This is a genomic window from Loktanella fryxellensis (assembly GCF_900110065.1).
In the GTDB taxonomy this organism is placed as follows: domain Bacteria; phylum Pseudomonadota; class Alphaproteobacteria; order Rhodobacterales; family Rhodobacteraceae; genus Loktanella; species Loktanella fryxellensis.
Map to the genome: position 1 here is coordinate 88,098 of NZ_FOCI01000003.1, position 26,326 is coordinate 114,423.

Below are 26,326 nucleotides of genomic sequence, written 5' to 3' on the forward strand. Positions count from 1 at the left end.
TCGTCTTGTCGCAATGGCTTACGCCTTGTCGCCTTCGGCGTCGTCCGTGGTCGGCACGGCGTCCGCTTCGACCTCGGCGGCCTCGTCGTCTTCATCGTCGGCGGCCAGCACCTTGGGTGCGGCGATGTTGGCGATGACGAAATCGCGGTCCGCGATCACCGGAGTGGCGCCGTTGGGCAGCGTCACGTCGCTGATGTGGATCACGTCGCCCATCGTACGGCCCGTCAGATCGACGGTGATGTGGTCTGGGATGTCACCGGCCAGCACGTTCATCTCGACTTCGTTGCGCACGACGGTCAGGATGGCACCACCGGTCTTCAGCGCCTTGCATTCGTCCTCGTTGATGAACTCGACGGGGATGAAGATGTTGACGCGGCTTGTCCGCTTCAGGCGCAGCAGGTCGATGTGCGTCGGCAGGTCCTTGACCACGTGGCGCTGGACGCCGCGGCAGATGACGCGGACGTCGTCATGGCCTTCGACCTTCAGGTTGAACAGCGTGGACATGAAGCGGCCCTTGCGCAGGCGCGTCAGCAGTTTGTTGAAGTCGAGCTGCAGCGCGACCGGATCGGCCCCGCCACCATAGACGACTCCGGGTACCATTCCGTTACGACGAGCTGTGCGGGCGGCCCCCTTGCCTGTCCCCGCGCGGACCTCGGCGTGCAGATCAGGGATCTTGTCAGCCATTGGGTATCTCCAGTTGATGTTGTGACCGCCCTCCAAGGGTGTGCGGTCCGATGAAGTCGCCCCTATAGGGCTGGCGTGACGGTTAGGAAAGGGGGAACAGCCGGCGTTTGGCGGTTTTCGGGGCGCATACCGCCAGAAAGGGCCTTGATCGGTCCCCTGCGCTGGCCGAGGCTGCGGCGGTGGCAGCAGGAGAGCGGCGGTGATCGGCCGGGTCGAGGATTACTTCACAGCCGGATGCGGGCGCTGCGCGCGGTTTGGGACCCCCGATTGCGCGGCGATGATCTGGCGTGACGGCATCGCGGCGCTGCGCGATCTGTGCAGGGCGGCGGGACTGGACGAGACGCTGAAGTGGGGGCACCCCTGCTATGCCCATGCCGGCCGCAACATCGCGTTGATCGGGGCCACGCGGGGGGCGTTCCATCTGTCACTCATGGACGTCGATCTGCTGTCACAGCCTTGTCCCCTTCTGCAGCCCGCCGGGCCGAACAGCCGCAGCGCGGATACCCTGCGGCTCATCAATGCTGTAGATGTGGCACGACACGCCGACACGATCCGTGCGGTGTTGGCCGAGCTGATGGATCACGCGGCGGCGGGCCGTCGCCCTGCACCGCGCGTGGCCGAGGCGCCCGATCTGCCGGACGCATTGGTGATGGCGCTGGACGGCGACCCGGCGCTTGCCGCCGCCTTTGCCGCACTGACGCCTGGTCGCCAGCGGGGCTGGGCGCTGCATGTGTCCGGGGCCAAGGGGGCGGACACACAGGTGGCCCGCATCGCAAACGCCCGCGACCGCATCATCGCCGGGCGGGGCCTGCACGACCGCTAGCGTAGCCAGAGGCAACCATAGGGCGGAACCGTCAGGCTGCCGTCCGCGAGGGGGGCCGGGCTGTTCGTCAGCAGATCGACCGGATCGTCGGTCAGCAGCCCGTCCGCCGACAGGGTCTGCGGCTGGTCGGTGAAGTTCGCCACACCCGTCAGCGTCCGGTCGTCGCCAAGGCGCTGCCAGACGAACAGCGCCGTGTTGTCGGTCGGGCAGACGCGTGTCGGCACGTCGCCCGCCAGTTGCGGCACGGATTTGCGCACAGCCATGATGTGCACCAGATCGGCGCGGATACGCGCGGCGGGGCCGGTGGTCGCCACGGCGCGGCCCCAGTCCATCGCGGGCCGCTGCATCCAGCGCCCGTCGTCGGCACGCGCGGGGTCCGCCAGATAGCTGTGGTCGTTGGTCAGGCCGACCTCGTCCCCCATGTAGATCAGGGGGATGCCGCCATAGGATGCGATCAGCGCATGGCCCAGCCGGATGCGGGCGATGGCCGCATCGATCAAGGCGGGGTCACCCGCCTCCACCGCCTGTTCCAGCCCCGCAAGGCTGGCGAGGCTGCCGTTGGTGCGGCGGTCGCCGGTTTCCTCGTTCACCTGAAAATCCGCGCCACGCGCCCACGACCCCGGAAAGCTGCCGTTGTAGAAATCGGACAAGTAGTTGCGGTGATCCTTCGCCTCCATATGCGGGATGTGGGCGGTATCCTCTGGCGTGATGGCCCAGCCGATGTCGTCGTGGCAGCGCAGGTAGGGCGCGAACGACGCGCGGCGGAACGTTTCCGGAAAGTGCGATTTCAGCACGTGATTCATCAGCCGGGTATCGCCGGAGGCCAGCGTGGACCAGAACTGCACCATCAGGTTGTTATGGTAAGCCAGTTGGCTCACCTTGCCCGCATGCGTCCCGGTGCCGAGGTAGGGGACAAGATCCGAGGGGCCCACGATGGCCTCGGCCTTGTGGATGACGGCGGGGGCTGCGATGCGGGTCGCCTGCGTCAGAAGTTGCAAAAGGTCATGCACTTCTGGCAGATTCTGGCAGCCGGTCCCCATGCGTTTCCACATGAACGCGACTGCGTCGAGGCGGAAACACTCCACCCCCTGATTTGCCAGCTGCAGCACCGTGTCCAGCATGGCGAGGAAGACATGCGGGTTTTCCCAGTTCAGGTCCCACTGATACGTGTTGAAGGTCGTCCAGACCCATTTCTGCATCGCGGGGTCGTAGGTGAAGTTGCCGGGCGCCTGTGCGGGAAAGATCTCGACCAGCGTTTTTTCATACTGGCGGGGCAGGGTGTCGTCGTCGAACAGGCGATAGAAGGCCTGATAGAACCGATCGCCCGCCTGCGCGCGCTGCGCCCAGTCATGTTCCTGTGCGGTGTGGTTCAGCACGAGGTCGATGACCGGGCTGATCCCCGCCGCCCGGAACGCCGCACAGGCGGCGCGGAAATCGTCCATGTCGCCAAGGCGCGGGTCGATCCGGGTGTAGTCCATCACCGCATAGCCGCCGTCGTTCGCACCCGGTCGCGGCATCAGGCAGGGCATCATGTGGGCATAGGTCACGCCCAGCGACTGCAGATAGGGGATGCGGTCCGGTAGCGCGGCCAGCGTGCCCGCGAAGTTGTCGATGTAGAACACATAGGCGACCATGCGTTCGGACAGGAACCAGTCCGGGTCCAGATCGCGCCGCAGGTCCAGACGTTTCAGGTCCGCGGGCCTGTCCGCCCAATGCCGCTGCAACACCGCTTTCAACCGCGAGAGGAAATCCGCAGGGTCCATGTGGCGGGCATAGAGCCGCGCGATGGGACCGGCCAGATCGCGGCGGCCCCGGTCCCAGCGCAGGTCGAACAGGTCGGTATCGGTGATGGGATCGGACATGGCGGTGCTCATTCTGGACGGCTGCGCGTGGGGTGATCAGGGACGCCTCCCGCGGGGGAGTATCTGCGGCAAGATGACGGGTGGGCGTTACTGCCAGTCGCCGGAAAAGTCCTTTGGGATCAGCAGGATGTCGCGGTCCACGTCGGCCACATCGCGTTTGCCGCACAGGGCCATGGTCAGGTCCATCTCCTTGTAAAGGATCTGAAGGGCCTTGGTGACGCCCGCCTGACCCATCGCGCCGAGGCCATAGATGTAGGCGCGTCCGATCATCACGCCGTGCGCCCCCAATGCCCGCGCCTTGAGGATGTCCTGACCGGAGCGGATGCCTGAATCCATCAGCACCTCGACCCGGTCGCCGACGGCGGCGACGATGGCGGGCAGCATGCGGATCGCCGACAGCGCCCCGTCCAGCTGCCGCCCACCGTGGTTGGACACCACGATGGCATCGCAGCCCAGATCGGCGGCGCGGACCGCATCCTCCGGGTCGAGGATGCCTTTCAGGATCAGGCGACCGCCCCATTTCTCCTTCAGCCGTGCGACCATGTCCCAGTCGAGCTTGGGTTCGAACTGTTCCGCGGTCCAGGAGGACAGGGAGCTCATGTCGCTGGCTGATCTGGCATGGCCCACGATGTTGCCGAAGCTGCGGTTTTTCGTCTGCAGCATCTCCAGCCCCCAGCGCCATTTGGTGGCGAGGTTCAGGACTGTTCGGGGCGTCAGCTTGGGCGGGGCGGACAGGCCGTTGCGCAGGTCCTTGTGCCGTTGGCCCAGCAGTTGCAGATCCAGCGTCAGCACCAGCGCATCGCAGCCCGCATGTTTGGCGCGCCGGATGATGTTGTCCACGAACTCCGCGTCCCGCATCACGTAGAGCTGGAACCAGAACGGCGCCTTGGTCGCCCGTGCCACATCCTCGATCGAGCAGATCGACATGGTGGACAGGGTGTAAGGCACGCCGAAATCGCGGGCCGCGCGGGCGGCCTTGATCTCTCCATCCGCGCACTGCATCCCGGTCATGCCCACGGGGGCCAGGGCCACGGGCATCGTCACGTCCTGACCGATCATCGTGCTGCGCAGGGTGCGGTCCGACATGTCCACGGCAATGCGCTGGCGCAGGCGCAGCTTGTCGAAGTCGGACGTATTCTCGCGGAAGGTCTGTTCGGTCCAGCTGCCACTTTCGCAGTAGTCGAAGAACATCTTCGGCGCGCGGCGGCGGTGCATCTGCTTCAGGTCGTCGATGGTCGTGATGACGGGCATGGCGGTCCTTGTGCGGCTGGCGTGGGGCGACATTGCCCGGTCGCCCGAGGGCTTGCAATGGTCGCGCCGTTCAGCCCAGTTCGTGCGCCCATGGCGGATTGGCCCCGGCGCGGGCCACGGTGATCGCGGCGGCGCGCGCGCCAAGGCTGGCCGCGGCGCGCAACTGATCGTCGGTCGCCGCCGTGACGCCCGCCTTGGTCAGCAGACCCGCCTGATCCAGACCAGCAAGGAATCCCGCGTTGAACGTGTCGCCGGCGCCTACCGTGTCCACCACGGTTGCACGGGTGGCACCGACGTCGAACCGGCTGTGCCGGGTGGCCACGGTGACGCCGTCCGCGCCGCGCGTCAGCAGCACGACCTGTGTCGCGCTGTCACCCAGCAGGGCGGTGGGATCGCAGCCCCCGGTCAGCCACGACAGATCCTCGTCCGAGATCTTGACGATGTCCGCGACGGCCAGCATGGCGGCCAGCCGGTCGCGGTAGGCTGCCTCATCGGTGATGAAGCCGGGCCGGATGTTGGGGTCGATCATGGTCAACCGCTGCGGCGCCTCGCGCAGCATCAGCGCCTTGTAGGCCTCGCCGCACGGTTCCACCACGAGGCTGATTCCGCCGAAGAACAGCGCGTCCGCTGAGACAGCGGGCAGATCGGCGGGCGTCAGCATGCGACCGGCGGTGTTTTCGTCATAGAAGGCGTAGCTGGCGTGGCCGTCGGTCAGCCGCACGAAGGCCAGCGTGGTGGGCCGGTCGCTGACATGGCAGGGTGTGGTGTCGACATGGGACTGGGCCAGCACGTCGCGCAGCACGTCGCCGAACAGATCGGACGACAGGCCGGAGATGAACTGCACAGGCGTGCCCAGACGGCCCAAGGCGATGGCCGTGTTGAACACCGCACCGCCCGCATAGGGGGCGAAGGCGCTCTCGTTCGCGGGGGTGGTGCGGGGCAGCATGTCGATCAGCGCCTCGCCACAGCAGATGATCATGCGCGCAACTCCCTTAACGGCTCATGGCATAGAAATAGCCGACCGTTAGCGCAATCACCAGCCCAAGGAGCACGGCGAATGCGATCTTCCACTTGGAATAGGGCCGCTCGCCCTGCACCCGCCCGGTGCGACCGTTGACGACGAAGCGATAGGTCTGGCCGTTGTATTTATAGGCGGCCAGCCACACGGGCAGCAGGATGTGCTTGAAGGTGACGGCGCTGATCTGGGTCTGCACGTCGGTGACGCGCTGCTCGTCGCCGCCGATGTCGAACTGCACGTCGCGCAGGATCATCCGGTCCATATAGGCGCGGGCCTGGCCGAACCCCTCTTCGATGGGCACCTGATACCCTTCGGCGCGGAACCCTGCGAGGTATTCGGGCTGGTAGGGCTTCAGCTCCGACAGGTCCCACGGCTCCAGCCCGTCGGTATATTGCTTGGGCAGGCTGGTGGAGGCGAGGACGAGCACATCGTCGAAGAACCGCGCGACCCGACCCGAGGCGGCGGACCAGCGGGTGTGCCGCTGCTGCACCGTGCGCGGTTTACCGTCCTGCATGACGGTGCGGCTGGTGTAGTAATGCGTGCCGCGCTGGCCCTGATAGCGGCTCTCGGTCTGCGCATCGAAGGTCCAGTAGGGGACGTAGATGCCGTCCATGCTGCGCCCCTTGCGGGCGTATTCGGTCAGCCCGTTGGGGGCGAACCACAGCCCGCCCAGCCAGTCGGTCATCGCGTCCTTCGCGCGGGCCTGATCAAGGGCGAAGGGCAGCAATCCGCGCGGCTTGATGTGGCGGTGGGTGCCGGTGTCGGTGACCACGGGCGTGGCGCAGAACGGGCAGGCGTCGGCGTGTGTGTCGTTCGCCAGTTCGAACTGCGCGCCGCAGTTGGGACAGGACTGGACCCGCGTTTCCTCGATCTCGGCCTGTGGCAGGGTGGCGTTCAGGGCCTGCTGGAAATCCAGCTCGGAAATCATGGCGAAGGGGCCGGCACCGGCCCCCATGCCCTCGACGTTGCCGCAGTGGTCGCAGATCAGCGCGCGCTGGGTCGGGTCGAACCGCAGATCGGACCCGCAGGCGCCACAGGGAAAGCGGTGGGTGTCGGTGTCGGGCCGCGGGGGGGCGGTGTCGGTCTGATCGGTGGTCATCGGCCCCTCGGGCATGGAAACGCTGCTGCGACAGGCCTAGCGCGGCCCTGTCGACGGGTCCAGCGCCTTGACGGGCCAGCGCCGCGACGCGGTCGTCAGGTTCCGCGCGTCATGCGCGTCAGTGTGCCATCCTTGCGGATGTAGTGGTGGTAAAGGCCCATCACCGCATAACCGAGTGCAAGGATCATCAGCGTGTTGGCGACCAGCACATGCGGGTCGCCCAGCTGCCGCAGGCCGGCATACCATGCCAGCGCCCCCATCGTCGGGGCCACGATCATCAGCAGATAGAGCGCGCGGTGCCCCCATGTGCCCGCCAACTGCAGCGGGGCAGGGGTACCCGCCAGCGGGTCGGGCACGCCGGTGCGCAGGCGCAGGATCAGCCGCACGATCACCAGCAGCAGGACGGCGCCCCCCAGCCACACGTGCCATGTGTCGCCGGTGATGCCCGTCTCACCGGCTTCGGCCCGGTCGCGCAGGGCACGGCCCATGCCGTCGCCCAGCCACCACGTGGCCAGGATGAGGACGGCGATCAGCCAGTGCAAACCGATCTGCAGGCGGGAATAACGGGACGATGCAACCATGACGGCAACCTTTGCGCAACAAGAGGAACTCCAGCCCTCACCGTACACATCGGCATCCGTGCCGCACGCAAATACTCAGGCGGGCGGCGGTGGCGGCGGCGTGACGGTGAAAAGTTGCGCAAGCGCGGTGTCCATCGCCGTTTTCCAGCCGTCCTGACCATCGGTCCATACCATGCTGTCGCGTGCCAGACTGCCATCCGTCACCATCCGCCCCATCGCCGCGCGGGAAAACGGGCCGGTCACCTCGCCTGCCTTGGCGATGTGCCACAGCTGATCGGTCGCAGGAGGCGGGGGCGGGGGCGGGGGCGCTGCGGCGGGGTGGGCCGCCTGCGGTGCGGCCGGGCCGCCGGTCTGACCCCACGGTCCCGCCTGCGCCATGTGGCCCATCTGCATGCCAAGGCTGCCACCCAGACCGGCCCCCATGCCCAGACCCATCGCTTGCCCTGCGGCGCTGCCGGGCTGGGCCATCGCCTCTGCGGCCTTGTATTTCATGTGCTCGTCCAGATTGCCTGCCATGCCGCGGCTGGTGCGGTCGTCCAGCGCCTTTTCCACGGCGTCCGGCAGGCTGATGTTCTCGACGTAAAGCTCGGGGATGGTCAGGCCGTAGCTGGTCATCACGGGGTCGATGGCCTTGGCCACCAGATCGCCCAGTTCCTTGGTGTTCGCCGCCATGTCGAGCGCCGGGATACCGGACGCAGCCAGCGCGCGGCTGAACTCCTGCACGATCACGTTGCGGATCTGGGACGAGACTTCGGCCGACGTGAACTCGCCATCGGTGCCCACGATCTCGCGCATGAAGACGGCGGGATCGCTGACCTTGATCGCATAGCTGCCGAAGGCGCGCAGCCGCAGGGGTCCGAACTCCGGGTCGCGCAGCATGATCGGGTTCTTGGTGCCCCATTTCTGGTCGGTGAAACGGGTGGTGTTGATGAAATAGATCTCGGACTTGAACGGGCTCTGAAAGCCGTGGTCCCAGTGCTGCAGCGACGTCATGATCGGCATGTTGTTCGTCTCGAGCATGTAGAGGCCAGGGCTGAACACGTCCGCTAGCTGCCCTTCGTGCACGAACACGGCGGCCTGCCCCTCGCGCACGGTCAGCTTGGCGCCATACTTGATCTCGTGACCCTGCCGGTCGAACCGCCAGACCATCGTGTCGCGGGTGTCGTCGGTCCAGGCGATGACGTCGATGAACTGGCCGGAGAGGAAGTCAAAGATGCTCATGGGGGCGGCTCCTGCCAGTGAATATACCGCGCGTGCGTCGATCAGATTGACAGCGCAGATCGGTGGAAATAGTGCCACCGTCATATTTTTATCGATAGACCGGATCCACAACAATGATAATTTTTTACAGCGGGATCGTTGTCCTGACGCTATTCGTTATGGTCGCGACCGCCCGATTCCTGTGGTCGGCCACGTTGCAACCGGACCTTTCCGCGACGGCGCGGCTGGGCGAAATCGACGGCCTGCGCGGTTATCTCGCGGCGGGGGTGCTGGTGCATCATTTCGCGATCTGGGTCGATTATCGCAACGGATTGCCTTGGGCTGGATCAGGCATCACGCTGTTTGCCGCCATCGGGCCTGCTGCCGTCGTGATCTTTTTCCTGATCAGCGGCGGATTGTTCTATACGATGCTGGATCGCCGGTTTCCCGCATCGGAATGGAAGAAGATCTACATTTCGCGAATCTTCAGGCTGTTTCCGCTGCTGTGGGTCATCGTGGGGCTGGCTCTTTTGCTTGGTGTGAGCAGGGGCGGAACGTTCGGCCCCGGCGATGTGCCGTCGCTGCTGACATGGATGCTGACCCTTGGCCTGCCTGATCTGATGGACGGCACCATCACCGGCGTGGTCATTTCAGGTGTGACCTGGTCGTTGTACTGGGAGTGGATCTTCTATCTCGGGCTGCCCGTGATGGTCGCAGCACAGCGACTGCTGCCGCGCAGCGCATCGCGGATCGTCGCATTGTCCGCCATCTACATCCCGGTTGCCATCATTGCGATCGTCTTCGATGTCATGGCCTTTTTGTATCTGAACCTGTTCGTTCTGGGCATGCTGAGCGTCGAACTGGCACGCCTGTTCGGTCCGCTGCTGCGGTCGAAACAGGCGGCGCTGGTCGGCGTGGTTGCGCTTGGGGTATGCATCTACGTCTTCGAGACGAGCTTCCACCTCGTCCCGTCGCTTCTGCTCGCGGCGTTCTTTCTGCCGGTGCTGGCGGGGAACACCTATTTCGGCATCCTCGCCCAAAGGTCCAGCCGGATCCTGGGCGAACTGAGCTATAGCATCTACCTGACCCATGGCCTCGTGCTGACGCTGGTGTTCGCCGACCTGGGCTGGTTGCGCGATCTCGACGGGCCGGTGATCTGGCTTTGCGTTCCGTTGATCGGGATTGTCGTGACCGGTTTTGCCTTTGTGGGGCACATCTATGTCGAACGGCCATTCATCAGGCTCGGCAAGCGGTTCGCCATCCGCCGCGCCGACGTCACCGCCTTCGCGGGCTAACTGCCGCCGCCGATCAGCTCTGCCGCGATTTCGGCGGCAATCGGCGTTGCTTCGGCGGCGGTCATGCCGGTGCGGAAACGGCGGTCGTAGAGCATCTTCAGCAGCAACTCGTCGTGGCGGGTCAGAAGGCCGAACTCTTCGTCGTCGTTGAAGATCGAGGGGCGGGCCTGCAGGCTGTCGTTCGCCAGCCCCAGTCCCTGCGCCAGTTCCTCGTGGATGCAGGATGTGCTCAGCAGGTCGGGGTGTTCGGCACGGATCACCGCGACTGCCTTGGCATAGCTGCTCGACCCGCCCTGCGAGAATGCGATGACCACGCACAGCTGATCGCGCGGCAGGTTGGTGATGGCCCGCAGGCTGCTGCCACCGATCCCCGGCACGATCTGCCGGATGCGGTCGACGTAACCGGCGCGGTCGTCCTCGGACAGGAACAGCACGTGGAAATTGGCCTCTGCCCCGTCGGTCATGGCGATCGGCAGGCCGGTCACGCGCGACAACCGCGCCGCATAGGCGCTGACGATGCCACGGTCGATACTGCGCTGGGCATCGGGCACCGAGGGGCCGAATTCCACCGCCATGCGGACCGGTGTGTCCCAACGGCGCAGGGTCGATTCCGTCGCCTCCGCCCGCAGGAAATCGCCGTCGCTGACGTATTCGTCGAACAGCGCGATGCGGATGAAGTTGCGGGCCAGCATCGTGTCGGTAAAGGGCGTATCGGCCCCGCCGCCGTCCGTGCGCAGCAGGCCCTGGCTTTGCAGGTCGTTCTGCAACCGACTGTAATAGCGGCGCAACGCCTCGCTTTCCGCACTTGCGACGGGGGGTGCGACGGGGGCGGGGGGATCGGCCGTCACCGGCCGTGGCACGGCGACCGGGGCCACGGGGGCCGCAACCGGCACCGGTGTGGCGCAGGCCGCAAGCAGCCCCAGCCCCAGCAGGGGGCCGAATGTGCGGGATCGTCTGCCTGCCACCTAGGCGCCCCGCGCGGGCGTGGTGGCGGTGCCGGTGCGCGACCGTGCAGAGGACAGGGCGGCCTTCAACTCGGTCTCCATCTTCTGCAGCTCGATTTCGGCGCTCGCGCGCTTGCGCTTGCCTTCGTCGGCGATGGCAAGGCTTTCGTCGATGGTGGCGATCAGGTCGGTGTTGGCGGCCTGCACGGCGGCGATGTCGAACACGCCACGCTCTACCTCGGTGCGGATCGCGGTGTTGGCATCGCGCAGGTTCTTGGCGTTGGCGCGCAGCAGGTCATTGGTCAGGTCCGTCGCCTCGCGCACGGCACCCGCCGCCTCTGCGGACCGCTGGATGGTCACCGCCTGCGCCAGTTGCGTTTCCCACAGCGGCACGGTGTTCAGCAGGGTGGAGTTGATCTTGGCGACAAGGCTCTTGTCGTTCTCCTGCACCAGCCGGATCGAGGGCAGCGACTGCATCGTGACCTGCCGCGTCAGCTTCAGATCGTGGACGCGGCGGTCCAGATCGTCGCGGGCGGTGCGCAGGTCGCGCAGCTCCTGCGCCTCCATCACGCTGTCGGTCTCCGGGCTGGCCGCGACCTCGCGTTCCTTGGCGGGGATCTCCTCGGCTTCGATGCGGGCCAGACGGGCTTCACCGGCGACGATGTAGAGGCCGAGTTCGTCGTAGAACGCCAGCGTCTTGGCATAGAGCCGGTCGAGGCTTTCGATGTCCTTCATCAGCGTGGTCTCATGCCCCAGCAGGTCGTCGGTGATGCGGTCGATCTGGGTCTGCACGTCCTCGTAGCGGGCGACGAACTTCGACAGGGGCGTGGCGCGGCCCAGAAGCTTGTCGAACCAGCCCTGCTTGCGGTTGGGGTCCAGTTCCTGCGTGGAAAAGCCACGGATCGTGCTGACGATGCTGCGCAGGCTGTCGCCCGCAGGCCCCACGTCCTTGTTGCGCACGCCGGACAGCATGTCCTGAGAGATCTGCTGCAATCCCGCCTGCGCCGCCGTGCCGAACGCCATGATCGAATTGCTGTCGGTCAGGTCGATTTCCGCCATGCGACGCGTGATCGCCTCGCTTGTCGGGCGGTCGGCGTCGGCCAGCGACGGGGTGTCCGCAGGCGCGTCCGGCAGGACCACGGCCGTCATGCGTTCCACATCGGCGAGCGTCGCCTGTGCGCGGGTGCGGGTGGTGTCTGACATGAGGGGTTTCCTATGTGTCGGTGATGCCGTCGCGGGCCAACCGGTCGCGAAGCACCTTGATTTCGATATCCATATCACTGCGTTCGTCGCGTAACAAACGCGCGTTGCGCGCGGCGAATGTCTGATCCAGATCGTCCAGCAGAGACAGGTAATCGGTGCGGGCATCCGTGTCGGGCCGGCGCTGGGTCAGGTCGGCGAACTTGGCCGTCGCGTCGGCGGTCCCTTGCAGATAGACGCTCAGGAACTTGCGCGCGCCGGTCAGGTCGCGGGGGTCCTCCTCGACCGTGCGGATCATGCTGCGCGCGGTGTCGAGAAAGGCATTCACCCGGATCGTCAGGGGACGGTCGGCCAATGCGGAAATGCGGGCGGCGATGGTCGCCAGATGCGCCTCCGCCTCGGCCACGACGCGGGCGACGCGGTCCTGCTGGAATGTATCCACGCCCGCCAGCCGCTTGTGCGCCAGCGGGTCGATGCCGAAGGCCGCGACATGCGCGATCAGCGCCACGGTGCCGTAGATCGCGGCACCGAGGACACCCGCATCGCCCGTCACCGTCGCCAGCCCCACGCCCGCGCCCGTCAGCACGGCGGCGAGGATCTTGCGCGGCAGGGCCGGGCGGCTAGCCACGGCGCGCTGATGATAGGCCGCCTCGGCCCGCAGACCGCCGCGCAGCAGCCACGCCCCAAGCGCCAGCGCGACGGCACCGGCCAGCCCCGCCGCCAGATCGACAGGCCCGCCGCCCAGTGACCGCACCAGCAGGATCGCCGGGGCCACGAACATCAGGTTTGCCCGCGCCCCCACGGGATCGCGCTGCGGCCTGACGGCGTTGCGCTGACCCGCCTGCGGGACATCGGTCGTGCTGCCCTGCGGGCTGAACTTGCCGCCGAATCGCTGCCCCATCAGCTTGCCCCCAACCAACCGAGGCTCGCCCCGATGGTCAGCACCAGCAGCACGGCATAAGAGATGGTCCGCACAGTCGCAGGCAGGGTCGCATCCGCGGCGGCACCCGTCGTCGCACCCCGTGCGCCACGCAAGGCCACGGCCGCACCGAACGCCGCGACGCAGACCGCGCCAAGGATCATCGTCACCAGAACCAGTCGTGCCATGCCTGCTGCCTCACGTTCAGTTGTCGCACCCCAGAGGTAAGCGGCGTGCAGCCGATTTGCGAGGGGTCAACGCAGGATGCGGCGTGCAGGTCCCGCGATTGACGCGGGAAACAGCGCCTAGCGCGATGGTTTGCGGGTGGATGGCGGACGCGGCGATGCGGGGCCATCGCGGCGGGCACCGGTTTTCGATGCAGGCTTTGCGCCGAACGACCTGCCGGCGGAGGCGGTGTCCGTTCCGGTTTTGGCCGTACCGGATCTGGCACCGGCTGGTTTCGCGCCGAATTTGGCACCGGCGGGTTTTGAACCGGCAGGTTTCGTGCCGAAGGACTTCGTCGCGAACGTCTTGCCACCGGGCTTGTCGGCGTTGCTTCCGGCACCCGCAGGCTTGCCGCCGCGCGGGGCTGCGGCCCGGTCCGCGGGTTTGCCTGCAGCTGCGGCGCGGAACGGCGCCTTGGCGGCTTCGCTGCGCGGACCGCTCCTTGCACCATCGCCACGCGGCGCGGCCTTGGCACAGTCGCTCCGCGACACGCTTTTGCCAGTGTCGCTGCGCGGCCCACTTTTCGCAATGTCGCTCCGCGGCGCGCTTTTCGCAGTGTCGCTCCGCGGCCCACTTTTGCCAGTGTCGCTCCGCGACAGGGGCTTGCGGGGGCGGGCCTTCTGGTTGGTCGGTGCCTCCGGCGTCTCCATCCCGAGCTGTTCGCGCAGCACGCGGCCCTTGACCTCCTCCACCGCACCCGGCGCGAGGTTGCCGAGCTGAAAGGGGCCGTAGCTCACGCGGATCAGGCGGTTGACGGTGGTGTTCACCGCCTCCATCGCGCGGCGGATCTCGCGGTTCTTGCCTTCGCGGATGCTGATCGTCAGCCAGGCGTTGGCGCCCTGCTGGCGGTCGAACGTGACCATCATCGGCTGATACGCGATCCCGTCGACGGTGATGCCGCGGCGCAATTCGTCCAGCCGCGCTTCCGACACGGACCCGTTGATCCGCACCCGGTAGCGGCGCAGCCAGCCGGTGCTGGGCAGTTCCAGACGCCGCTTGATGCCGCCGTCGTTGGTCAGCAGCAGCAACCCTTCGGAGTTGATGTCGAGGCGTCCGACGCTCATCACGCGCGGCATGTCGTCGGGCATCGCGTCGAAGACCGTCTCGCGGTCCTTTTCGTCGCGGGCCGAGGTCACGAGGCCCGCAGGCTTGTGATAGAGCCACAGGCGCGCGGCCTCGGGCTGGCCCACCGGCTTGCCATCGACCACGATCCGGTCGCGGGCGGTGACGTTAAGCGCGGGGCTGGTGATGGTCTTGCCGTTCACCGACACGCGGCCTTCGGCGATCATGCGTTCCGCATCGCGGCGCGAGGCTGTGCCCGCGCGCGACAACACCTTGGCGATTCGATCGCCGTCTGGGGGGGTATCGGTCATTCCCTTGCCATAGACCGTTTCACGCGCCCCGACCAGTGCGGGACTTGTGCCCGCGGCGGGGCAGGGGCAGAACGGGGTCATGACGTTCCGCAGCTACATGCATCTGGCGCTGGAGCAGGCGCGTCTGGCCGCCGCCCGTGGCGAGGTGCCGGTCGGTGCCGTCGTCGTGGGGCCGGAGGGTGTGATCGCCCAAGCGGGCAACCGCACCCGCACCGACAACGACCCCACAGCCCATGCCGAGGTGCTTGCGATCCGTGCCGCCTGTGCGGTGTTGGGGCAGGACCGGCTGACGGGATGCGATCTGTGGGTGACGCTGGAACCCTGCGCGATGTGCGCTGCCGCGATCTCTCATGCCCGGATCGGGCGGCTGTATTACGGGGCCGCCGATCCGAAGTCCGGCGGCGTGGCGCAGGGCGCACGGGTGTTCGCGCATCCCCAGTGCCACCACGCCCCGCAGGTCTATGACGCCATCGACGCCGACGCGTCCGCGACGCTGCTGCGGGACTTCTTCGCACAGCGCCGCTGACCGCTCAGAACGTCAGCGTTTCCATAACTTCGGGCGTCTTCACATCGACGCCCGGAAGTGCGTCGATCAGCACCTGTGCATCCTGCGCCAGCGCCGGGAACGTCTTGTAGTGGCAGGGGATCACGGTTGCGAAATCGAAATACCGTTTCGCGGCATAGGCGGCGCGGGCCATGTCCATGGTGTAATGGCCACCGGCGCTCAGGATGCCGATGTCGGGTTTGTGCAAATCGCCCATCCAGTCCATGTCGGCCATGATGTCCGTGTCGCCGCTTAGATAGATCGTGTGGCCTTCGCCCGCGATCATGTAGCCCGCCTCGTGACCGGCATAGCACGGACCGTCGTCCGTCCCGATCGACGACGAATGGGTGGCGTTCACCATCGTGACCTGCGCGCCGTTCAGATCGACCGTGCCGCCCTTGTTGAAGCCGATGGCATCATCGCCGCCGACCAGCGCGCAGACCTCGGGGATGCCGACGACCGGCGCACCGGTTTCGCTGCTCAGCGCCTTGGCGCTTGCGGTGTGGTCGCCGTGGCCGTGGGTCAGCAGGATATGGGTGGCGCCTTTAATCGCCGCAGCGCGGCTGTCTGCGGGAAAGGATGGATTGCCTTCCAGCCACGGGTCGACCAGCAGCACGGCGTCCTCGATCTCGATGCGGAAGCTGGCGTGGCCCAGCCAGATGATCTTCATGTTTGCCCTTTCTCGACATGATCGGGGCGGGCCATCACGGCCCGCCCCGGCAAAATGTGAACCGGGGTCATCCCGGCCGTGTCGCTTCAGGCGTCCTGCGGGATCCGCAGCATCTGGCCCGGATAGATCTTGTCCGGGTGCGACAGCATCGGCTTGTTCGCCTCGAAGATCGCCTGATAGGCGCTGGCCTTGCCCATGGTCGCTTGCGCGATTTCCGACAGGGTGTCGCCGGACTTGACCGTGTAGAACACAGGCTCGACGGTGGCTTCGGTCTCGACGGCATCTTCGACACGGGCGACGCCGTTGACGTTGCCGACGGCGAGGATCAGTTTTTCACGCGCCTCTTGCGTCAGCGCCTTGCCCTTTGACGTGACCGTCACCTTGTCGCCCTCGACCGCGATGTCCACGTCCTTGGCGTCCAGACCCAGATCGCTGACCTCTTTCTGCAGCGCCTCGGCCGAGAGGCCATCGTCGTCCTGTCCGGTCAGTTTTTTGCCAGCGTTCTTTACGAAATCCCACAGTCCCATGGACAGATCCTTTGGTTTTGCCGCAGTCCATCACGGATGCGTTACTGTCTCGAAGTTAGCCCATCGCGGCGGTGCGGCAAGCCGATGCACCCGTGATCGGTGGTCAGGCGGTTGTGGCGGGCGCGGGGTCGCGTTAAACGCTTGGCCCAACGGACCCCCAACGGACCCGCAATCGGAACGGAGTTGTGCATGGCCATCGACACGGAAACCGCCCGCCGCGTGGCGAAACTGGCCCGCATCCGGGTCGAGGATGATGCCCTGCCGGCGCTGGCCGCAGAATTCAGCGCGATCCTGGGGTTCATCGAGCAGCTGAACGCGGTGGACGTGGACGGGGTGGAGCCGATGACCAGCGTCACGCCGCAGCGGCTGTTCCGCCGCGACGACGTGGTGACCGACGGCGACCGGCAGGCCGCCGTGCTGGCCAATGCGCCCGACGCCCGCGAGGGATTCTTTGCCGTGCCGAAGGTGGTGGAATGATGACCGACACGACCAACCTGACGATCGCCGGTGCACGCGACGCCCTGCGTCGCGGCGACCTGACCAGCGCCGAGCTGACCCAGACCTATCTGACCGCCATCGACGCGGCCGATGCGCTGAATGCCTTCGTCCACAAGACGCCGGAGATCGCAAAAAGCCAAGCTGAGGCCGCGGATCAGCGCCTGAAGGCAGGCAATGCGCCTGATTTGTGCGGGATCCCCTTGGGCATCAAGGACCTGTTCTGCACCAAGGGCGTGCCGTCGCAGGCCGCCAGCCGCATCCTCGAAGGGTTCTTGCCGGAATACGAATCCACCGTGACGACGCAACTGTTCGACGCGGGCGCCGTGATGCTGGGCAAGCTGAACATGGATGAATTCGCCATGGGCTCGTCCAACGAAACCTCGGTCTACGGCGATGCGGTGAACCCGTGGCGCGTGGACGACCGCAAGCTGACGCCGGGTGGCTCCTCCGGCGGGTCCGCCGCCGCAGTAGCTGCCGGCCTGTGCCTTGGGGCCACCGGCACCGACACGGGCGGGTCGATCCGCCAGCCCGCCGCATTTACCGGCATCACGGGGATCAAGCCGACCTATGGCCGCGTCAGCCGCTGGGGCGTGGTCGCCTTCGCCTCCAGCCTCGATCAGGCGGGGCCGATGACGCGTGACGTGCGCGATGCGGCGATCATGCTGCGCGCGATGTCAGGCTTCGATCCCAAGGACAGCACCAGCGCCGACCTGCCCGTGCCCGATTTCGAGGCGGCGCTGACCGGCGACATCCGTGGCAAGGTCATCGGCATCCCCCGCGAATACCGCATGGACGGCATGCCCGCCGAAATCGGCAAGCTGTGGGACGACGGCACCGCCATGCTGCGCGACGCGGGCGCCGAGATCCGCGACATCAGCCTGCCGCACACGCAATACGCGCTGCCCGCATACTATGTCATCGCCCCCGCCGAGGCGTCGAGCAACCTCGCGCGCTATGACGGTGTCCGGTTCGGCCACCGCGCGACGCTGGCCCCCGGCGACGGCATCACCGAGATGTACGAGAAGACCCGCGCCGAAGGCTTCGGCGCAGAGGTGCAGCGCCGCATCATGGTCGGCACCTACGTGCTGTCCGCAGGCTTCTACGACGCCTACTACAACCGGGCCCGCCGCGTCCGCGCGCTGATCAAGCGGGACTTCGACACGGTCTTCGCCGACGGCGTCGATGCGATCCTGACGCCGGCCACACCGTCCGCCGCATTCGGGCTGGGCGAGATGGCGGATGCGGACCCGATCAAGATGTACCTCAACGACGTGTTCACCGTGACTGTGAACCTCGCCGGTCTGCCGGGGATCAGCGTGCCAGCGGGCCTCGACGCGCAGGGCCTGCCGCTGGGGCTGCAGCTGATCGGCCGCCCGTGGGAGGAAGGCGATCTGCTGAACGTCGCGTATTCACTGGAACGTGCGGCAGGTTTCGTCGCAAAACCGGACCGGTGGTGGTAGGACGCTTGCGCGCCACCATCCGCTGTCCATCCAAAGGGGCCCTGCCGTGATCCGACCCGTTGTCGTCCTCAGCCTGATGACCCTTGCCGCCTGCGGCGCACCCGCCGTGCCGGACAGCGGCGCTGCCGCGCGTGCGCAGGTGGCGGCCCCCGCCGCAGCCGTCACGACCTTTGCCCCGCCTGCACCGGTGGCCGCCGCCCCGCTGGCCAGCATGCCGGCCAGTAGCGGGGTCGTGAATGCGTCTGAACTCGCCGCCCTTGGCATTGGCGGCGGTCCGGTGGGATTGGCGCAGGATATCGCCCAGCAGCAACCGCTGCCCGTCGCACCAGCCGCCCCGTCCAACAATACCGGCCTGTCGGACGAGCAGTCGTTCGAGGCGGTGTCCAACCGCGAAACGATCGAGAGTGACGCCCGGCGCCGCGCGCAACAGGCCGCCGCCCTGCAGGTGGTGATGCCCAGCGCGTTGCCGCAGCGGCCCGCCGACACGGGGCCGAACATCGTGCAATACGCCCTCGATGCCCCGAACCGCAAAGGGCAGGAGTGGTATTCGCGCTCGATCTTCTCGGGGCAGGGCAAGTTTAGGCGCAACTGCGCCACCTATACCTCGCCGGACGCCGCACAGCGCGATTTCCTCGCCCGTGGCGGGCCGGACCGCGACCCGCGCGGCCTCGACCCCGACGGTGACGGGTTCGCCTGCGGCTGGGACCCGGCGCCGTTCCTGCTGGCGGCGGGCGGCAACTGATCCGCACGGATCGCCCGTCACCCAACCAGGGCCCGCGCCGCGACGGCGCGCGGCCCGATCTGGTCGTCCTGCACTATACCGCCATGCGCAGCGCGGATGCCGCCTGTGCCGCGTTGTGCGACCCCGCGCGGCAGGTGTCCGCACATTACCTGATCTGCGAGGATGGCACCGTGTGGTCACTCGTGCCAGAGGCGGCCCGCGCGTGGCACGCCGGCGCAGGGGCCTGGGGCGACGTTACGGACGTGAACAGCCGGTCCATCGGGATCGAGCTGGCGCATCCGGGCGCAGGTCCCTTTGCCGCCGCCCAGATGGATGCCCTGTGCCATCTGCTGCCCGGCATCATGGCCCGTTGGGCCATCCCGCCTGCGCGTGTCATCGGCCATTCCGACATGGCCCCGGGGCGCAAGATCGACCCCGGACCCAGCTTCGACTGGCGCAGGTTGGCGTGGCTGGGCCTGTCGGTCTGGCCGCAACCCGCAGGCGTCACCCCGCCTGCCACCGCGTTCCGCCCGCTCCTGACGCGCATTGGCTATACCGCCGATGCGGACGACGCCACGCTGCTGGCCGCGTTCCGCCTGCGGTTCAGGCCCCGCGCGACCGGGCCGCTGTCGCCCGCCGACATGGTCCTGATCGCCGACCTTGCAGCACGCTTTCCCGTTGACGCATCCGCCCCGCGGGCTTAGGGCGTCCCCCGTGCGGATGGCTGGACGGTCGCGGGGGGTGCAAGCCTTTCGAGGAAAGTCCGGACTCCATGACGGCAACGGTGCCGGGTAACGCCCGGCGGGGGTAACCTCAGGGACAGCGCCACAGAGAAGAGACGGCCCCGATCGCATCCATGATGCGGCAGCGATGCAGCCCTCGGGGTCACGGTGAAACGGTGGGGTAAGAGCCCACCGCGCGACTGGCAACAGAAGCGGCACGGCAAGCCCCACCGGGAGCAATGCCAAATAGGGGCCTCGCGCCTGTGTGACCCCAGCGATGGGCAAGCGCGGCAGGGACGCCCGACCCGAGAGGCCCGGGTTGGCAGCTAGAGGGTCGCCGGTAACGGCGGCCTCAGATGAATGATCGTCCAACCGCCGCAGGGCGGGGGACAGAATCCGGCTTACAGGCCATCCGCACATGACCAAACCCGCGCCCGGACGGCGATCAGCCCTTTTGCTGTTGACTCGGGGCCGCCTGCGTTTAGAAGGCAGGCTTCAAGAGATATGACCGGCGCGCACCCCATTTCGCGCCGCGCACAGGAGAAGACACATGGCGAAGCCAACCACCATCAAGATCCGCCTGAACTCCAGCGCGGGAACGGGCCACTTCTACGTCACCAAGAAGAACGCGCGCACCATGACCGAAAAGATGGTCATCAAGAAATACGACCCCGTCGTGCGCAAGCACGTCGAATACAAGGAAGGCAAGATCAAGTAACTGGTCCTGCCACCTGACGTATCGCCCAAGGCCCTGCTCGCGCGGGGCCTTTTGCATTCTGCGCCCATCCAGTCGCCGCGCGCCGGTTGCCGGACACGTCACCGCCGCAGGGGCGTCGGCCGGTGCATGCTGCACATCATCCCGGCAGCACGGCACCGCGGACTGGCCACTGTCCTCTCCCCCCGGACCCCATCATCTTGCCCGGAATACTTCCGCGCGGCGCGCTCGGCCTTCAGGTCGATATCTTTGCCTCAAACGAAAAAGGCCGACCCCGAGGGGCCGGCCTTCCGTCAATTGCGAGGGAAACCGGATTACTCGCGGTTGCCGAAGATCTGCAGCATGAACATGAACATGTTGATGAAGTCGAGGTACAGGTTCAGCGCACCCATGATCGCCGACTTGCCCAACCACTCCGCGTCGCCCTGTGCGGCGTGCGCGATGTAGTCGGTCTTGATCTTCTGCGTGTCGTAGGCGGTCAGGCCTGCGAAGATCAGCACGCCGATCACCGCGATGGCCAATTGGACCACACCGGAGCCGAGGAAGATGTTCACGATCGACGCCACGATCAGGCCGATCACGCCCATCATCAGGAAGGCGCCCCAGCCGCTGATGTCACGCTTGGTCGTGTAGCCATACAGCGACAGACCCGCGAACGCGACGGCGGTGGTCAGGAACACCTGAATGATCGACATGCCGGTGTAGATCAGGAAGATCGACGACAGCGACAGGCCCATCAGGGCGGCGAAGGCATAGAACACCGTGGTGGCGGTGGCGACGGACATCCGGTTGATCGTCGCGCTGAACGCGAACACCACGATCAGCGGTGCGAACATGATCAGCCACTTCAGCGGGCTGGCATAGATCGCCACGCCAAGGTCGGTCAGATAGCGGTCGGCACCGATCTGGGCGGCAGTCGGCACGTCGGAAATCGCCAGACCGGAAATGGCCCATGCGGCAGCCGCCGTGATCAGCATGCCGATCGACATGATGCCGTAGACCTTGTTCATGTGGGCGCGCAGCCCTTCGTCGATCGCCGCACCACGGATTGTGCCCGCGGTCCGGATCGTTTGATATTCAGCCATCGAGACCTCCGTTGTTGATGTTGCGCCGCGATCAGGCGCCTGCAGTGCATATTGGGGCCCGGCGCCCTTTTTGCAAGTCCGTCGCAACAGGGCGAAAGCGGCGAAACGGCCTGTCTGCGCACGTTTTCACGTTTCCGCCAGCACCTGGCCAACCCCACGCCGTCAGGGCACGATGACGATCTTGCCGGTCGCTGTCCGGTCCGCCAGATGTGCCAGCGCCTCATTCGCCCGGTCCAGCGGCAGGACGGCCCCGATATGGGGCCGCAGTCGGCCCTGTGCATACCAGTCCATCAGTTCGGCCAGACTGTCGGACAGCACCTGCGGCGCGAACGTCAGATAGCCGCCCCAGTAGAAGCCGATGACGGTGATGTTCTTGACCAGCAGCAGGTTCGCCAAAATCTGCGGCACCTCGCCGCTGGCGAATCCGATGATCACGACCCGCGCTTCGCGGTTGCAGACCGACAGGGCCGCCTTGAAGGCATCCCCGCCGACCGGATCATAGACCACATCGACGCCGCCGATGTCGGCGCACAGGGCCTTCAACTGCGCCTTCAGGTCGCCCGCATCTGAATCCAGCATATGGTCGGCCCCGGCCGCCCGGGCCACCGCCAGCTTGTCCGCCCCGCGCGCGACCGCGATGACGCGCGCGCCCATCGCGTGGCCGATTTCCACCGCCGTCAGGCCGACGCCGCCGGCGGCCCCCAGCACCAGCAGCGTATCCCCCGGTTGCAGGCGGGCGCGGTGCGAGAGCGCCAGATGCGACGTGCCATAGGCCACCTGAAACCCTGCCGCCACCGTGTCGGGCATCGCGTCCGGCACCGGACGGCAGCGGGCGGCGTCATAGACCGCGACCTGTGCCATGCCACCCTGACCGCCGAACACGCTGACGCGGGTGCCGATGGCGGGCGCGGTGACGCCCGGACCCAGCGCCGCGACGGTGCCGCACACCTCCATCCCGAGGGTGAAGGGCAGGGCAGGGGTGTCCTGATACTTGCCCTGCGCCATCAGCATGTCGGCAAAGTTGACGCCGCAGGCCGCGATGCGCAGCGCGACCTCGCCCGGGCCGGGCCGGGGGACGGGCACGTCGGTCAACGCCGGCGGTGCGTCGAAGGCGTGGACCTGAAAGGCCTGCATGGTGTGTGCGTCAGACATGGGGTGTCGCTTTCGGACGAGATCGGGGACCCGTGCATGGCGCCGCGAACGGGGTGTGAAGTCAAGTCCGCTCGGCACCTGGGCGAATCCACCGTCCACTTGGCCTTTTGGCCAAGTTGTGCCGCAACATCCTGTCGAAAAGGTAAGGCTGGGCGACACAAACCTTGCGCGAAGCAAGGCGCGCCGACACCTCCTGAGGTGCCCCCATGCACAGGGTAACGCTACGTAACAGGAAAGAACAGGGTATGCCGCATCCGGTGGACCTTCACGTCGGGCAACGTATCAGGCAGCGCCGCTGGGTCACCGGCATCACGCAGCAGCAGCTGGCCGACGCGGTCGGCATCAAGTTCCAGCAGATCCAGAAATACGAGACGGGCGCGAACCGGGTCAGCGCGTCGCGGCTGTGGGACGTGGCACAGGCGCTGGGCGTGCCGGTCGGCTTCTTCTTCGAGGGGCTGGACGGCGCCGGATCATCGCCACAGGACGGCACCGGGCAAGACAAGGAGGTCATGCTGCTGCTGCGGGCGCTGTCGGCGGTGCCCGATGTCCAGCGCCGGCGCCTGATCGACCTTGCCCGCGCGATGGCGACCGGGGCAGACGGCGCGGCGGCGCACCCGCCGGCCTGAGGACCGGCGGCGGGAGGGAACGGCGGCCCCTGACCGCGCCCCGCCCAGCAGGGCCTCTTGCAAGCTTTCCGACCAGCGGGGGGCAAGCCTCGCTCCGCAGGGGGGGTGCAAGCCTCGCTCCGCAGCGGTGTTTGCCGGTTCCCTGCGCTGCAGGGCCGTTTGCAAGATGCCCGGCCCCTGCTAGGACGGACCCCGGGATGTGCCGAACCGGTCGGTCATCGGATCACGGGGTTGGGCAGGGCTTGGACGAGACGCTGAAGGCGGACCTGATCCGCGTCGCACACACGGTCGCCGACGCGGCGCGCCCGGAAACCCTTCGCCTGTTCCGCAGCACCGGCCTTGCTGCCGATGACAAGGGGGCGGCCCCGGGCGGCATGGGCCGCTACGATCCCGTCACCGCCGCCGACCGCGCCGCAGAGGCCGCGATGCGGGCTGTGATCGCGCGGGAACGCCCGCACGACGGCATCCTTGGCGAGGAAATGGGCACCACCACCGGCACCAGCGGGCTGACATGGGTGCTCGACCCGATCGACGGCACGCGCGGCTATCTGTGCGGGACGCCCACGTGGGGGGTGCTGGTCAGCGTCGCGGATGCGAGCGGTCCGCTGTTCGGCGTGATCGACCAGCCCTTCATCGGTGAGCGATTCGTCGGCGGCTTTGGGCAGGCCAGCGTCGACGGACCGCACGGCACGCACCCACTCGCGACACGGCCCGCGCGCCACCTGTCGGATGCCATCGTGCTGACCACCTTCCCGGAGGTCGGGACCGAAGCCGAGGGCCGCGCCTTTCGCGCCGTGTCGCAGGCGGCGCAGCTGACCCGCTATGGCATGGATTGCTATGCCTATGCGCTGCTGGCGGCAGGGCAGGTGGATCTGGTGATCGAGGCGGGTCTGCAACCCTACGACGTGCACGCGCCGATCTGCGTCGTGCAGGCGGCGGGCGGCATCGTCACCGACTGGCAGGGCGGCCCCGCGCATGGGGGTGGCCGCGTCATCGCCGCCGCCAACCCACGCATCCACGCCGCCGCACTGGCGCTGTTGCAGGCGTCGCTGGCGTGACCGAAACGCTGTTGCAGGGGGCCGATGTCGTCGTCACCATTGACGGCGACGGCCCCGCGACGGCACGCGAATGGCGGACCGCCGACATCCTGATCCGCGACGGGGTGATCGCCGCCGTGGGGCAGGGGCTGCGGACAACGGGGCGGACCCTGCGCATGGCAGGTTGCGTGGTGACGCCCGGCCTGATCAACACCCACCACCACCTGTTCCAGTCGCTGACCCGCGCCGTCCCCGGCGGACAGGACGCGCTGCTGTTCGGCTGGCTGCGCACCCTCTATCCGATCTGGTCCCGTTTTGGTCCGGACGAGATGTTCGCCTCTGCACAGACCGGGCTGGTAGAGCTGGCGCTGTCCGGCTGCACCCTGTCGTCCGATCACCTCTATCTGTTTCCGGGCGGTGCGCGGCTGGACGACACCATCGCCGCCGCCGCCGAAGTCGGCCTGCGGTTCCATCCCACGCGCGGGTCGATGAGCATCGGGATCAGCGACGGCGGCCTGCCCCCCGATACGCTGGTGGAGCGTGAGGACGCGATCCTGACCGACTGCATCCGGGTCATCGACGCCTTCCACGACCCGCGCCCCGGCGCGATGGTCCGCGTCGGCGTGGCGCCCTGTTCGCCGTTTTCGGTCAGCCGAGAGCTGATGCGCGACGCCGCACTTCTGGCCCGCGACAAGGGCGTGATGCTGCACACCCATCTGGCCGAGAACGCCGAGGATGTGGCGTTCTCGCTCGACCGCTTCGGCTGTCGTCCGGGGCAATACGCCGAGGAACTGGGCTGGACCGGCCCCGACGTGTGGCACGCCCATTGCGTGAAACTCGATCCCAGCGAAATCGACCTGTTCGCGCGCACCGGCACCGGGGTCGCGCACTGTCCCTGTTCGAACTGCCGCCTCGGGTCCGGTATCGCGCCCGTGCGGGCGATGCGGGATGCGGGGGTGAACGTGGGCCTTGGCGTGGACGGGTCCGCCAGCAACGACGCTGGCAACCTGATCGGTGAGGCGCGACAGGCGATGCTGCTGCAACGGGTCGCAAACGGCGCCGATGCCATGAGCGCGCGCGAGGCGCTGTGGCTGGCCACGCGCGGCGGTGCCGCCGTGCTGAACCGCCCCGATCTGGGCCGCATCGCGCCCGGCTACCGCGCCGATCTGGCGGTCTGGGACGTGTCGGGGATCGAGAGTGCGGGAACATGGGACGCCGCAGCGCTGGTGCTTGCGGGGCCCACACGGGTCCGCGACCTGTTCGTCGAAGGGCGGCAGGTGGTGGCCGGTGGCCGCATGGCGACCGTCGATCAGGACGCGGTGATCGCGCGGCAGCGCAGGCTGGCACAGGCGCTGGCGGGTTAACTGGCGCAAGATACCGTGGACGGCCGACCGTCGCCTGTTGACACGGGCTTCACGCTGGCGCGTCTATGGTCGTACACCGCCCCGTCGCCAGAAAGTATCGCCATGTTGCGCCAGACCCTGTCCATCGCCCTTGCCACCCTGCTGTCGGCCTGCGTCGCGGTGCCGATCCCCGTCGTCGTGCCGTTGGGCGGGGCCGCCGCAACCGGTGCGCCTGCACAGGCGCTGGCCGGGACGCCCCCCCGGTCCGCAGCCGTCGATCAGGCCCTGAACAGCGCCCGCGCCGCCGAGGGGCGCCGCGCGCTGGTGTCGAATGCGGCGCTGGACCGGGTCGCCGATCAGTACGCGGCGGAACTGGCGCAGGGTGACAAGCTGATGATGGGCCTGCCGACCGGGGCCGATGCCGGTGCGCGCCTGCGGGCTGCCGGTGTGTCGAATTGCACGGCGGGCGAGGTGATCGCGCAAGGTTATCCCAGCGCCGGTGCCGCTTTGGGTGCGTTCCTGTCGGAGCCGCGCCAGCGCCGCGTCCTGCTTGGCGGGCAATATGCGAACTATGGCCTTGGCACCGCCGCCGACCGCGCGGGGCGCGGCGCGGATGTGTGGGTCGTCGTGCTGCTGATGCCTTGCTGATCCGGCGGCGCAGGGGGTGACACGCGCCGCGTGACCACTCTCTCAGGCGATGAGCGTCGGCGCGACGTGTCGTATGCTGCCACTGCGTGTGCGGGGCGTTACCG

General features: G+C 67.4%; 28 protein-coding genes and 1 other RNA gene. 13 read left to right on the forward strand and 16 right to left on the reverse strand.

Translation table 11 applies throughout. The annotated features are described in order from the left end of the window. Positions 1 to 18: 18 nt before the first annotated feature. Positions 19 to 684 carry a 50S ribosomal protein L25/general stress protein Ctc gene (locus BMX16_RS03795; protein ID WP_089898939.1) on the reverse strand — a complete coding sequence of 222 codons (666 nt, stop codon included), beginning with the start codon at positions 682 to 684 and terminating at the stop codon, positions 19 to 21. A 199-nt stretch (positions 685 to 883) separates the two neighbouring features. Here BMX16_RS03795 and BMX16_RS03800 point away from each other — a divergent pair, with 199 nt between their 5' ends. After that, positions 884 to 1,507: a YdeI/OmpD-associated family protein gene (locus tag BMX16_RS03800; protein WP_245731270.1), complete on the forward strand. Its 624-nt coding sequence runs from the start codon at positions 884 to 886 to the stop codon at positions 1,505 to 1,507. Here BMX16_RS03800 and BMX16_RS03805 read toward each other — a convergent pair. The 6 genes from BMX16_RS03805 to BMX16_RS03830 all read right to left on the reverse strand — a co-directional run bounded on the left by BMX16_RS03805 (position 1,504) and on the right by BMX16_RS03830 (position 8,539). Next, entirely contained in the window at positions 1,504 to 3,369 is a 1,866-nt protein-coding gene (locus BMX16_RS03805; RefSeq protein WP_089898942.1) for an alpha-amylase family glycosyl hydrolase, read from the reverse strand. The genes BMX16_RS03800 and BMX16_RS03805 overlap by 4 nt on opposite strands. Positions 3,370 to 3,456: 87 nt before the next feature. Then, positions 3,457 to 4,620, reverse strand: a complete 1,164-nt coding sequence (locus BMX16_RS03810) for an alpha-hydroxy acid oxidase (protein WP_089898944.1) — start codon at positions 4,618 to 4,620, stop codon at positions 3,457 to 3,459. 70 nt (positions 4,621 to 4,690) lie between these two features. Beyond that, entirely contained in the window at positions 4,691 to 5,599 is a 909-nt protein-coding gene (locus tag BMX16_RS03815; RefSeq protein WP_089898946.1) for a carbohydrate kinase family protein, read from the reverse strand. A 13-nt stretch (positions 5,600 to 5,612) separates the two neighbouring features. Next, the gene (locus tag BMX16_RS03820; protein WP_089899214.1) at positions 5,613 to 6,737 is read right to left on the reverse strand and encodes a TFIIB-type zinc ribbon-containing protein; all 1,125 of its coding nucleotides are present in this window, start codon (positions 6,735 to 6,737) and stop codon (positions 5,613 to 5,615) included. Between the two features lie 95 nt (positions 6,738 to 6,832). Next, a complete protein-coding gene (locus BMX16_RS03825) occupies positions 6,833 to 7,318 on the reverse strand; it encodes a cytochrome b (protein ID WP_089898949.1) in 486 nt (161 codons plus the stop codon). Positions 7,319 to 7,393: 75 nt separating this feature from the next. Then, entirely contained in the window at positions 7,394 to 8,539 is a 1,146-nt protein-coding gene (locus tag BMX16_RS03830; protein ID WP_089898952.1) for an SPFH domain-containing protein, read from the reverse strand. Between the two features lie 113 nt (positions 8,540 to 8,652). On the opposite strand from BMX16_RS03830, the gene BMX16_RS03835 reads away from it, so the two are divergent. Beyond that, a complete protein-coding gene (locus tag BMX16_RS03835; RefSeq protein ID WP_089898954.1) occupies positions 8,653 to 9,813 on the forward strand; it encodes an acyltransferase family protein in 1,161 nt (386 codons plus the stop codon). Here BMX16_RS03835 and BMX16_RS03840 read toward each other — a convergent pair. The 5 genes from BMX16_RS03840 to BMX16_RS03860 form a co-directional block, all read right to left on the reverse strand. Continuing rightward, entirely contained in the window at positions 9,810 to 10,778 is a 969-nt protein-coding gene (locus BMX16_RS03840) for a DUF2927 domain-containing protein (RefSeq protein ID WP_245731272.1), read from the reverse strand. The genes BMX16_RS03835 and BMX16_RS03840 overlap by 4 nt on opposite strands. Further along, entirely contained in the window at positions 10,779 to 11,960 is a 1,182-nt protein-coding gene (locus tag BMX16_RS03845; protein ID WP_089898957.1) for a toxic anion resistance protein, read from the reverse strand. Between the two features lie 10 nt (positions 11,961 to 11,970). After that, positions 11,971 to 12,858, reverse strand: a complete 888-nt coding sequence (locus BMX16_RS03850) for a 5-bromo-4-chloroindolyl phosphate hydrolysis family protein (protein WP_089898960.1) — start codon at positions 12,856 to 12,858, stop codon at positions 11,971 to 11,973. After that, a complete protein-coding gene (locus tag BMX16_RS03855) occupies positions 12,858 to 13,064 on the reverse strand; it encodes a hypothetical protein (RefSeq protein WP_089898964.1) in 207 nt (68 codons plus the stop codon). Before BMX16_RS03855 ends, BMX16_RS03850 begins: the two co-directional genes overlap by 1 nt. A gap of 117 nt (positions 13,065 to 13,181) precedes the next feature. Beyond that, positions 13,182 to 14,474, reverse strand: a complete 1,293-nt coding sequence (locus tag BMX16_RS03860; RefSeq protein WP_089898969.1) for a pseudouridine synthase — start codon at positions 14,472 to 14,474, stop codon at positions 13,182 to 13,184. Positions 14,475 to 14,553: 79 nt separating this feature from the next. Here BMX16_RS03860 and BMX16_RS03865 point away from each other — a divergent pair, with 79 nt between their 5' ends. Continuing rightward, the gene (locus BMX16_RS03865) at positions 14,554 to 15,000 is read left to right on the forward strand and encodes a nucleoside deaminase (protein WP_089898973.1); all 447 of its coding nucleotides are present in this window, start codon (positions 14,554 to 14,556) and stop codon (positions 14,998 to 15,000) included. A gap of 4 nt (positions 15,001 to 15,004) precedes the next feature. Here BMX16_RS03865 and BMX16_RS03870 read toward each other — a convergent pair whose 3' ends face one another. Next, a complete protein-coding gene (locus BMX16_RS03870; RefSeq protein ID WP_089898975.1) occupies positions 15,005 to 15,688 on the reverse strand; it encodes a metal-dependent hydrolase in 684 nt (227 codons plus the stop codon). A gap of 86 nt (positions 15,689 to 15,774) precedes the next feature. After that, positions 15,775 to 16,215, reverse strand: a complete 441-nt coding sequence (lysM, locus tag BMX16_RS03875) for a peptidoglycan-binding protein LysM (RefSeq protein WP_089898978.1) — start codon at positions 16,213 to 16,215, stop codon at positions 15,775 to 15,777. Positions 16,216 to 16,404: 189 nt separating this feature from the next. Here lysM and gatC point away from each other — a divergent pair, with 189 nt between their 5' ends. The 6 genes from gatC to rpmG all read left to right on the forward strand — a co-directional run bounded on the left by gatC (position 16,405) and on the right by rpmG (position 20,334). After that, positions 16,405 to 16,692, forward strand: coding sequence for an Asp-tRNA(Asn)/Glu-tRNA(Gln) amidotransferase subunit GatC (gatC, locus tag BMX16_RS03880; protein ID WP_089898982.1), 288 nt, complete (start codon positions 16,405 to 16,407; stop codon positions 16,690 to 16,692). Beyond that, a complete protein-coding gene (gatA, locus tag BMX16_RS03885; RefSeq protein ID WP_089899221.1) occupies positions 16,692 to 18,173 on the forward strand; it encodes an Asp-tRNA(Asn)/Glu-tRNA(Gln) amidotransferase subunit GatA in 1,482 nt (493 codons plus the stop codon). The genes gatC and gatA overlap by 1 nt, the downstream gene beginning before the upstream one ends. A gap of 46 nt (positions 18,174 to 18,219) precedes the next feature. Continuing rightward, the gene (locus BMX16_RS03890) at positions 18,220 to 18,915 is read left to right on the forward strand and encodes a hypothetical protein (protein WP_342707800.1); all 696 of its coding nucleotides are present in this window, start codon (positions 18,220 to 18,222) and stop codon (positions 18,913 to 18,915) included. An 83-nt stretch (positions 18,916 to 18,998) separates the two neighbouring features. Next, entirely contained in the window at positions 18,999 to 19,598 is a 600-nt protein-coding gene (locus BMX16_RS03895; RefSeq protein WP_483869196.1) for an N-acetylmuramoyl-L-alanine amidase, read from the forward strand. A 12-nt stretch (positions 19,599 to 19,610) separates the two neighbouring features. Next, an RNA gene (rnpB, locus tag BMX16_RS03900) (RNase P RNA component class A) lies at positions 19,611 to 20,036 on the forward strand. A 130-nt stretch (positions 20,037 to 20,166) separates the two neighbouring features. Beyond that, positions 20,167 to 20,334 carry a 50S ribosomal protein L33 gene (rpmG, locus tag BMX16_RS03905; protein WP_072857731.1) on the forward strand — a complete coding sequence of 56 codons (168 nt, stop codon included), beginning with the start codon at positions 20,167 to 20,169 and terminating at the stop codon, positions 20,332 to 20,334. 311 nt (positions 20,335 to 20,645) lie between these two features. On the opposite strand, the gene BMX16_RS03910 is transcribed toward rpmG, so the two are convergent. Further along, the gene (locus BMX16_RS03910; RefSeq protein ID WP_089898988.1) at positions 20,646 to 21,416 is read right to left on the reverse strand and encodes a Bax inhibitor-1/YccA family protein; all 771 of its coding nucleotides are present in this window, start codon (positions 21,414 to 21,416) and stop codon (positions 20,646 to 20,648) included. Positions 21,417 to 21,578: 162 nt separating this feature from the next. Beyond that, a complete protein-coding gene (locus BMX16_RS03915; RefSeq protein ID WP_089899227.1) occupies positions 21,579 to 22,550 on the reverse strand; it encodes an NADPH:quinone oxidoreductase family protein in 972 nt (323 codons plus the stop codon). A 263-nt stretch (positions 22,551 to 22,813) separates the two neighbouring features. Between BMX16_RS03915 and BMX16_RS03920 the strand changes: the two genes are divergently transcribed. From BMX16_RS03920 to BMX16_RS03935, 4 genes are all read left to right on the forward strand, one after another. Then, on the forward strand, positions 22,814 to 23,194 hold the full coding sequence (locus BMX16_RS03920) for a helix-turn-helix domain-containing protein (RefSeq protein WP_089898991.1): 381 nt from the start codon (positions 22,814 to 22,816) through the stop codon (positions 23,192 to 23,194). Between the two features lie 197 nt (positions 23,195 to 23,391). Next, positions 23,392 to 24,252 carry an inositol monophosphatase family protein gene (locus BMX16_RS03925; protein ID WP_089898994.1) on the forward strand — a complete coding sequence of 287 codons (861 nt, stop codon included), beginning with the start codon at positions 23,392 to 23,394 and terminating at the stop codon, positions 24,250 to 24,252. After that, positions 24,249 to 25,595 (forward strand): 8-oxoguanine deaminase, encoded by a 1,347-nt coding sequence (locus tag BMX16_RS03930; protein ID WP_089898997.1) that lies wholly within the window; start codon positions 24,249 to 24,251, stop codon positions 25,593 to 25,595. The genes BMX16_RS03925 and BMX16_RS03930 overlap by 4 nt, the downstream gene beginning before the upstream one ends. Positions 25,596 to 25,697: 102 nt before the next feature. Then, positions 25,698 to 26,222: a CAP domain-containing protein gene (locus tag BMX16_RS03935; protein ID WP_089899000.1), complete on the forward strand. Its 525-nt coding sequence runs from the start codon at positions 25,698 to 25,700 to the stop codon at positions 26,220 to 26,222. The last annotated feature ends 104 nt before the right edge of the window (positions 26,223 to 26,326 follow it).

What these genes read in the sequence shown, in the direction of transcription:
- lysM (WP_089898978.1), bottom strand. Translation starts at nt 16,215, where the DNA reads ATGGGACTGTGGGATTTCGTAAAGAACGCTGGCAAAAAACTGACCGGA.
- gatA (WP_089899221.1), top strand. Translation starts at nt 16,692, where the DNA reads ATGACCGACACGACCAACCTGACGATCGCCGGTGCACGCGACGCCCTG.
- BMX16_RS03870 (WP_089898975.1), bottom strand. Translation starts at nt 15,688, where the DNA reads ATGAAGATCATCTGGCTGGGCCACGCCAGCTTCCGCATCGAGATCGAG.
- BMX16_RS03935 (WP_089899000.1), top strand. Translation starts at nt 25,698, where the DNA reads ATGTTGCGCCAGACCCTGTCCATCGCCCTTGCCACCCTGCTGTCGGCC.
- BMX16_RS03830 (WP_089898952.1), bottom strand. Translation starts at nt 8,539, where the DNA reads ATGAGCATCTTTGACTTCCTCTCCGGCCAGTTCATCGACGTCATCGCC.
- BMX16_RS03920 (WP_089898991.1), top strand. Translation starts at nt 22,814, where the DNA reads ATGCCGCATCCGGTGGACCTTCACGTCGGGCAACGTATCAGGCAGCGC.
- BMX16_RS03835 (WP_089898954.1), top strand. Translation starts at nt 8,653, where the DNA reads ATGATAATTTTTTACAGCGGGATCGTTGTCCTGACGCTATTCGTTATG.
- BMX16_RS03815 (WP_089898946.1), bottom strand. Translation starts at nt 5,599, where the DNA reads ATGATCATCTGCTGTGGCGAGGCGCTGATCGACATGCTGCCCCGCACC.
- BMX16_RS03850 (WP_089898960.1), bottom strand. Translation starts at nt 12,858, where the DNA reads ATGGGGCAGCGATTCGGCGGCAAGTTCAGCCCGCAGGGCAGCACGACC.
- BMX16_RS03795 (WP_089898939.1), bottom strand. Translation starts at nt 684, where the DNA reads ATGGCTGACAAGATCCCTGATCTGCACGCCGAGGTCCGCGCGGGGACA.
- BMX16_RS03825 (WP_089898949.1), bottom strand. Translation starts at nt 7,318, where the DNA reads ATGGTTGCATCGTCCCGTTATTCCCGCCTGCAGATCGGTTTGCACTGG.
- BMX16_RS03895 (WP_483869196.1), top strand. Translation starts at nt 18,999, where the DNA reads ATGCGCAGCGCGGATGCCGCCTGTGCCGCGTTGTGCGACCCCGCGCGG.
- rpmG (WP_072857731.1), top strand. Translation starts at nt 20,167, where the DNA reads ATGGCGAAGCCAACCACCATCAAGATCCGCCTGAACTCCAGCGCGGGA.
- BMX16_RS03820 (WP_089899214.1), bottom strand. Translation starts at nt 6,737, where the DNA reads ATGACCACCGATCAGACCGACACCGCCCCCCCGCGGCCCGACACCGAC.
- BMX16_RS03860 (WP_089898969.1), bottom strand. Translation starts at nt 14,474, where the DNA reads ATGACCGATACCCCCCCAGACGGCGATCGAATCGCCAAGGTGTTGTCG.
- BMX16_RS03805 (WP_089898942.1), bottom strand. Translation starts at nt 3,369, where the DNA reads ATGTCCGATCCCATCACCGATACCGACCTGTTCGACCTGCGCTGGGAC.
- BMX16_RS03810 (WP_089898944.1), bottom strand. Translation starts at nt 4,620, where the DNA reads ATGCCCGTCATCACGACCATCGACGACCTGAAGCAGATGCACCGCCGC.
- BMX16_RS03865 (WP_089898973.1), top strand. Translation starts at nt 14,554, where the DNA reads ATGACGTTCCGCAGCTACATGCATCTGGCGCTGGAGCAGGCGCGTCTG.
- BMX16_RS03915 (WP_089899227.1), bottom strand. Translation starts at nt 22,550, where the DNA reads ATGCAGGCCTTTCAGGTCCACGCCTTCGACGCACCGCCGGCGTTGACC.
- BMX16_RS03910 (WP_089898988.1), bottom strand. Translation starts at nt 21,416, where the DNA reads ATGGCTGAATATCAAACGATCCGGACCGCGGGCACAATCCGTGGTGCG.
- gatC (WP_089898982.1), top strand. Translation starts at nt 16,405, where the DNA reads ATGGCCATCGACACGGAAACCGCCCGCCGCGTGGCGAAACTGGCCCGC.
- BMX16_RS03925 (WP_089898994.1), top strand. Translation starts at nt 23,392, where the DNA reads ATGTGCCGAACCGGTCGGTCATCGGATCACGGGGTTGGGCAGGGCTTG.
- BMX16_RS03845 (WP_089898957.1), bottom strand. Translation starts at nt 11,960, where the DNA reads ATGTCAGACACCACCCGCACCCGCGCACAGGCGACGCTCGCCGATGTG.
- BMX16_RS03855 (WP_089898964.1), bottom strand. Translation starts at nt 13,064, where the DNA reads ATGGCACGACTGGTTCTGGTGACGATGATCCTTGGCGCGGTCTGCGTC.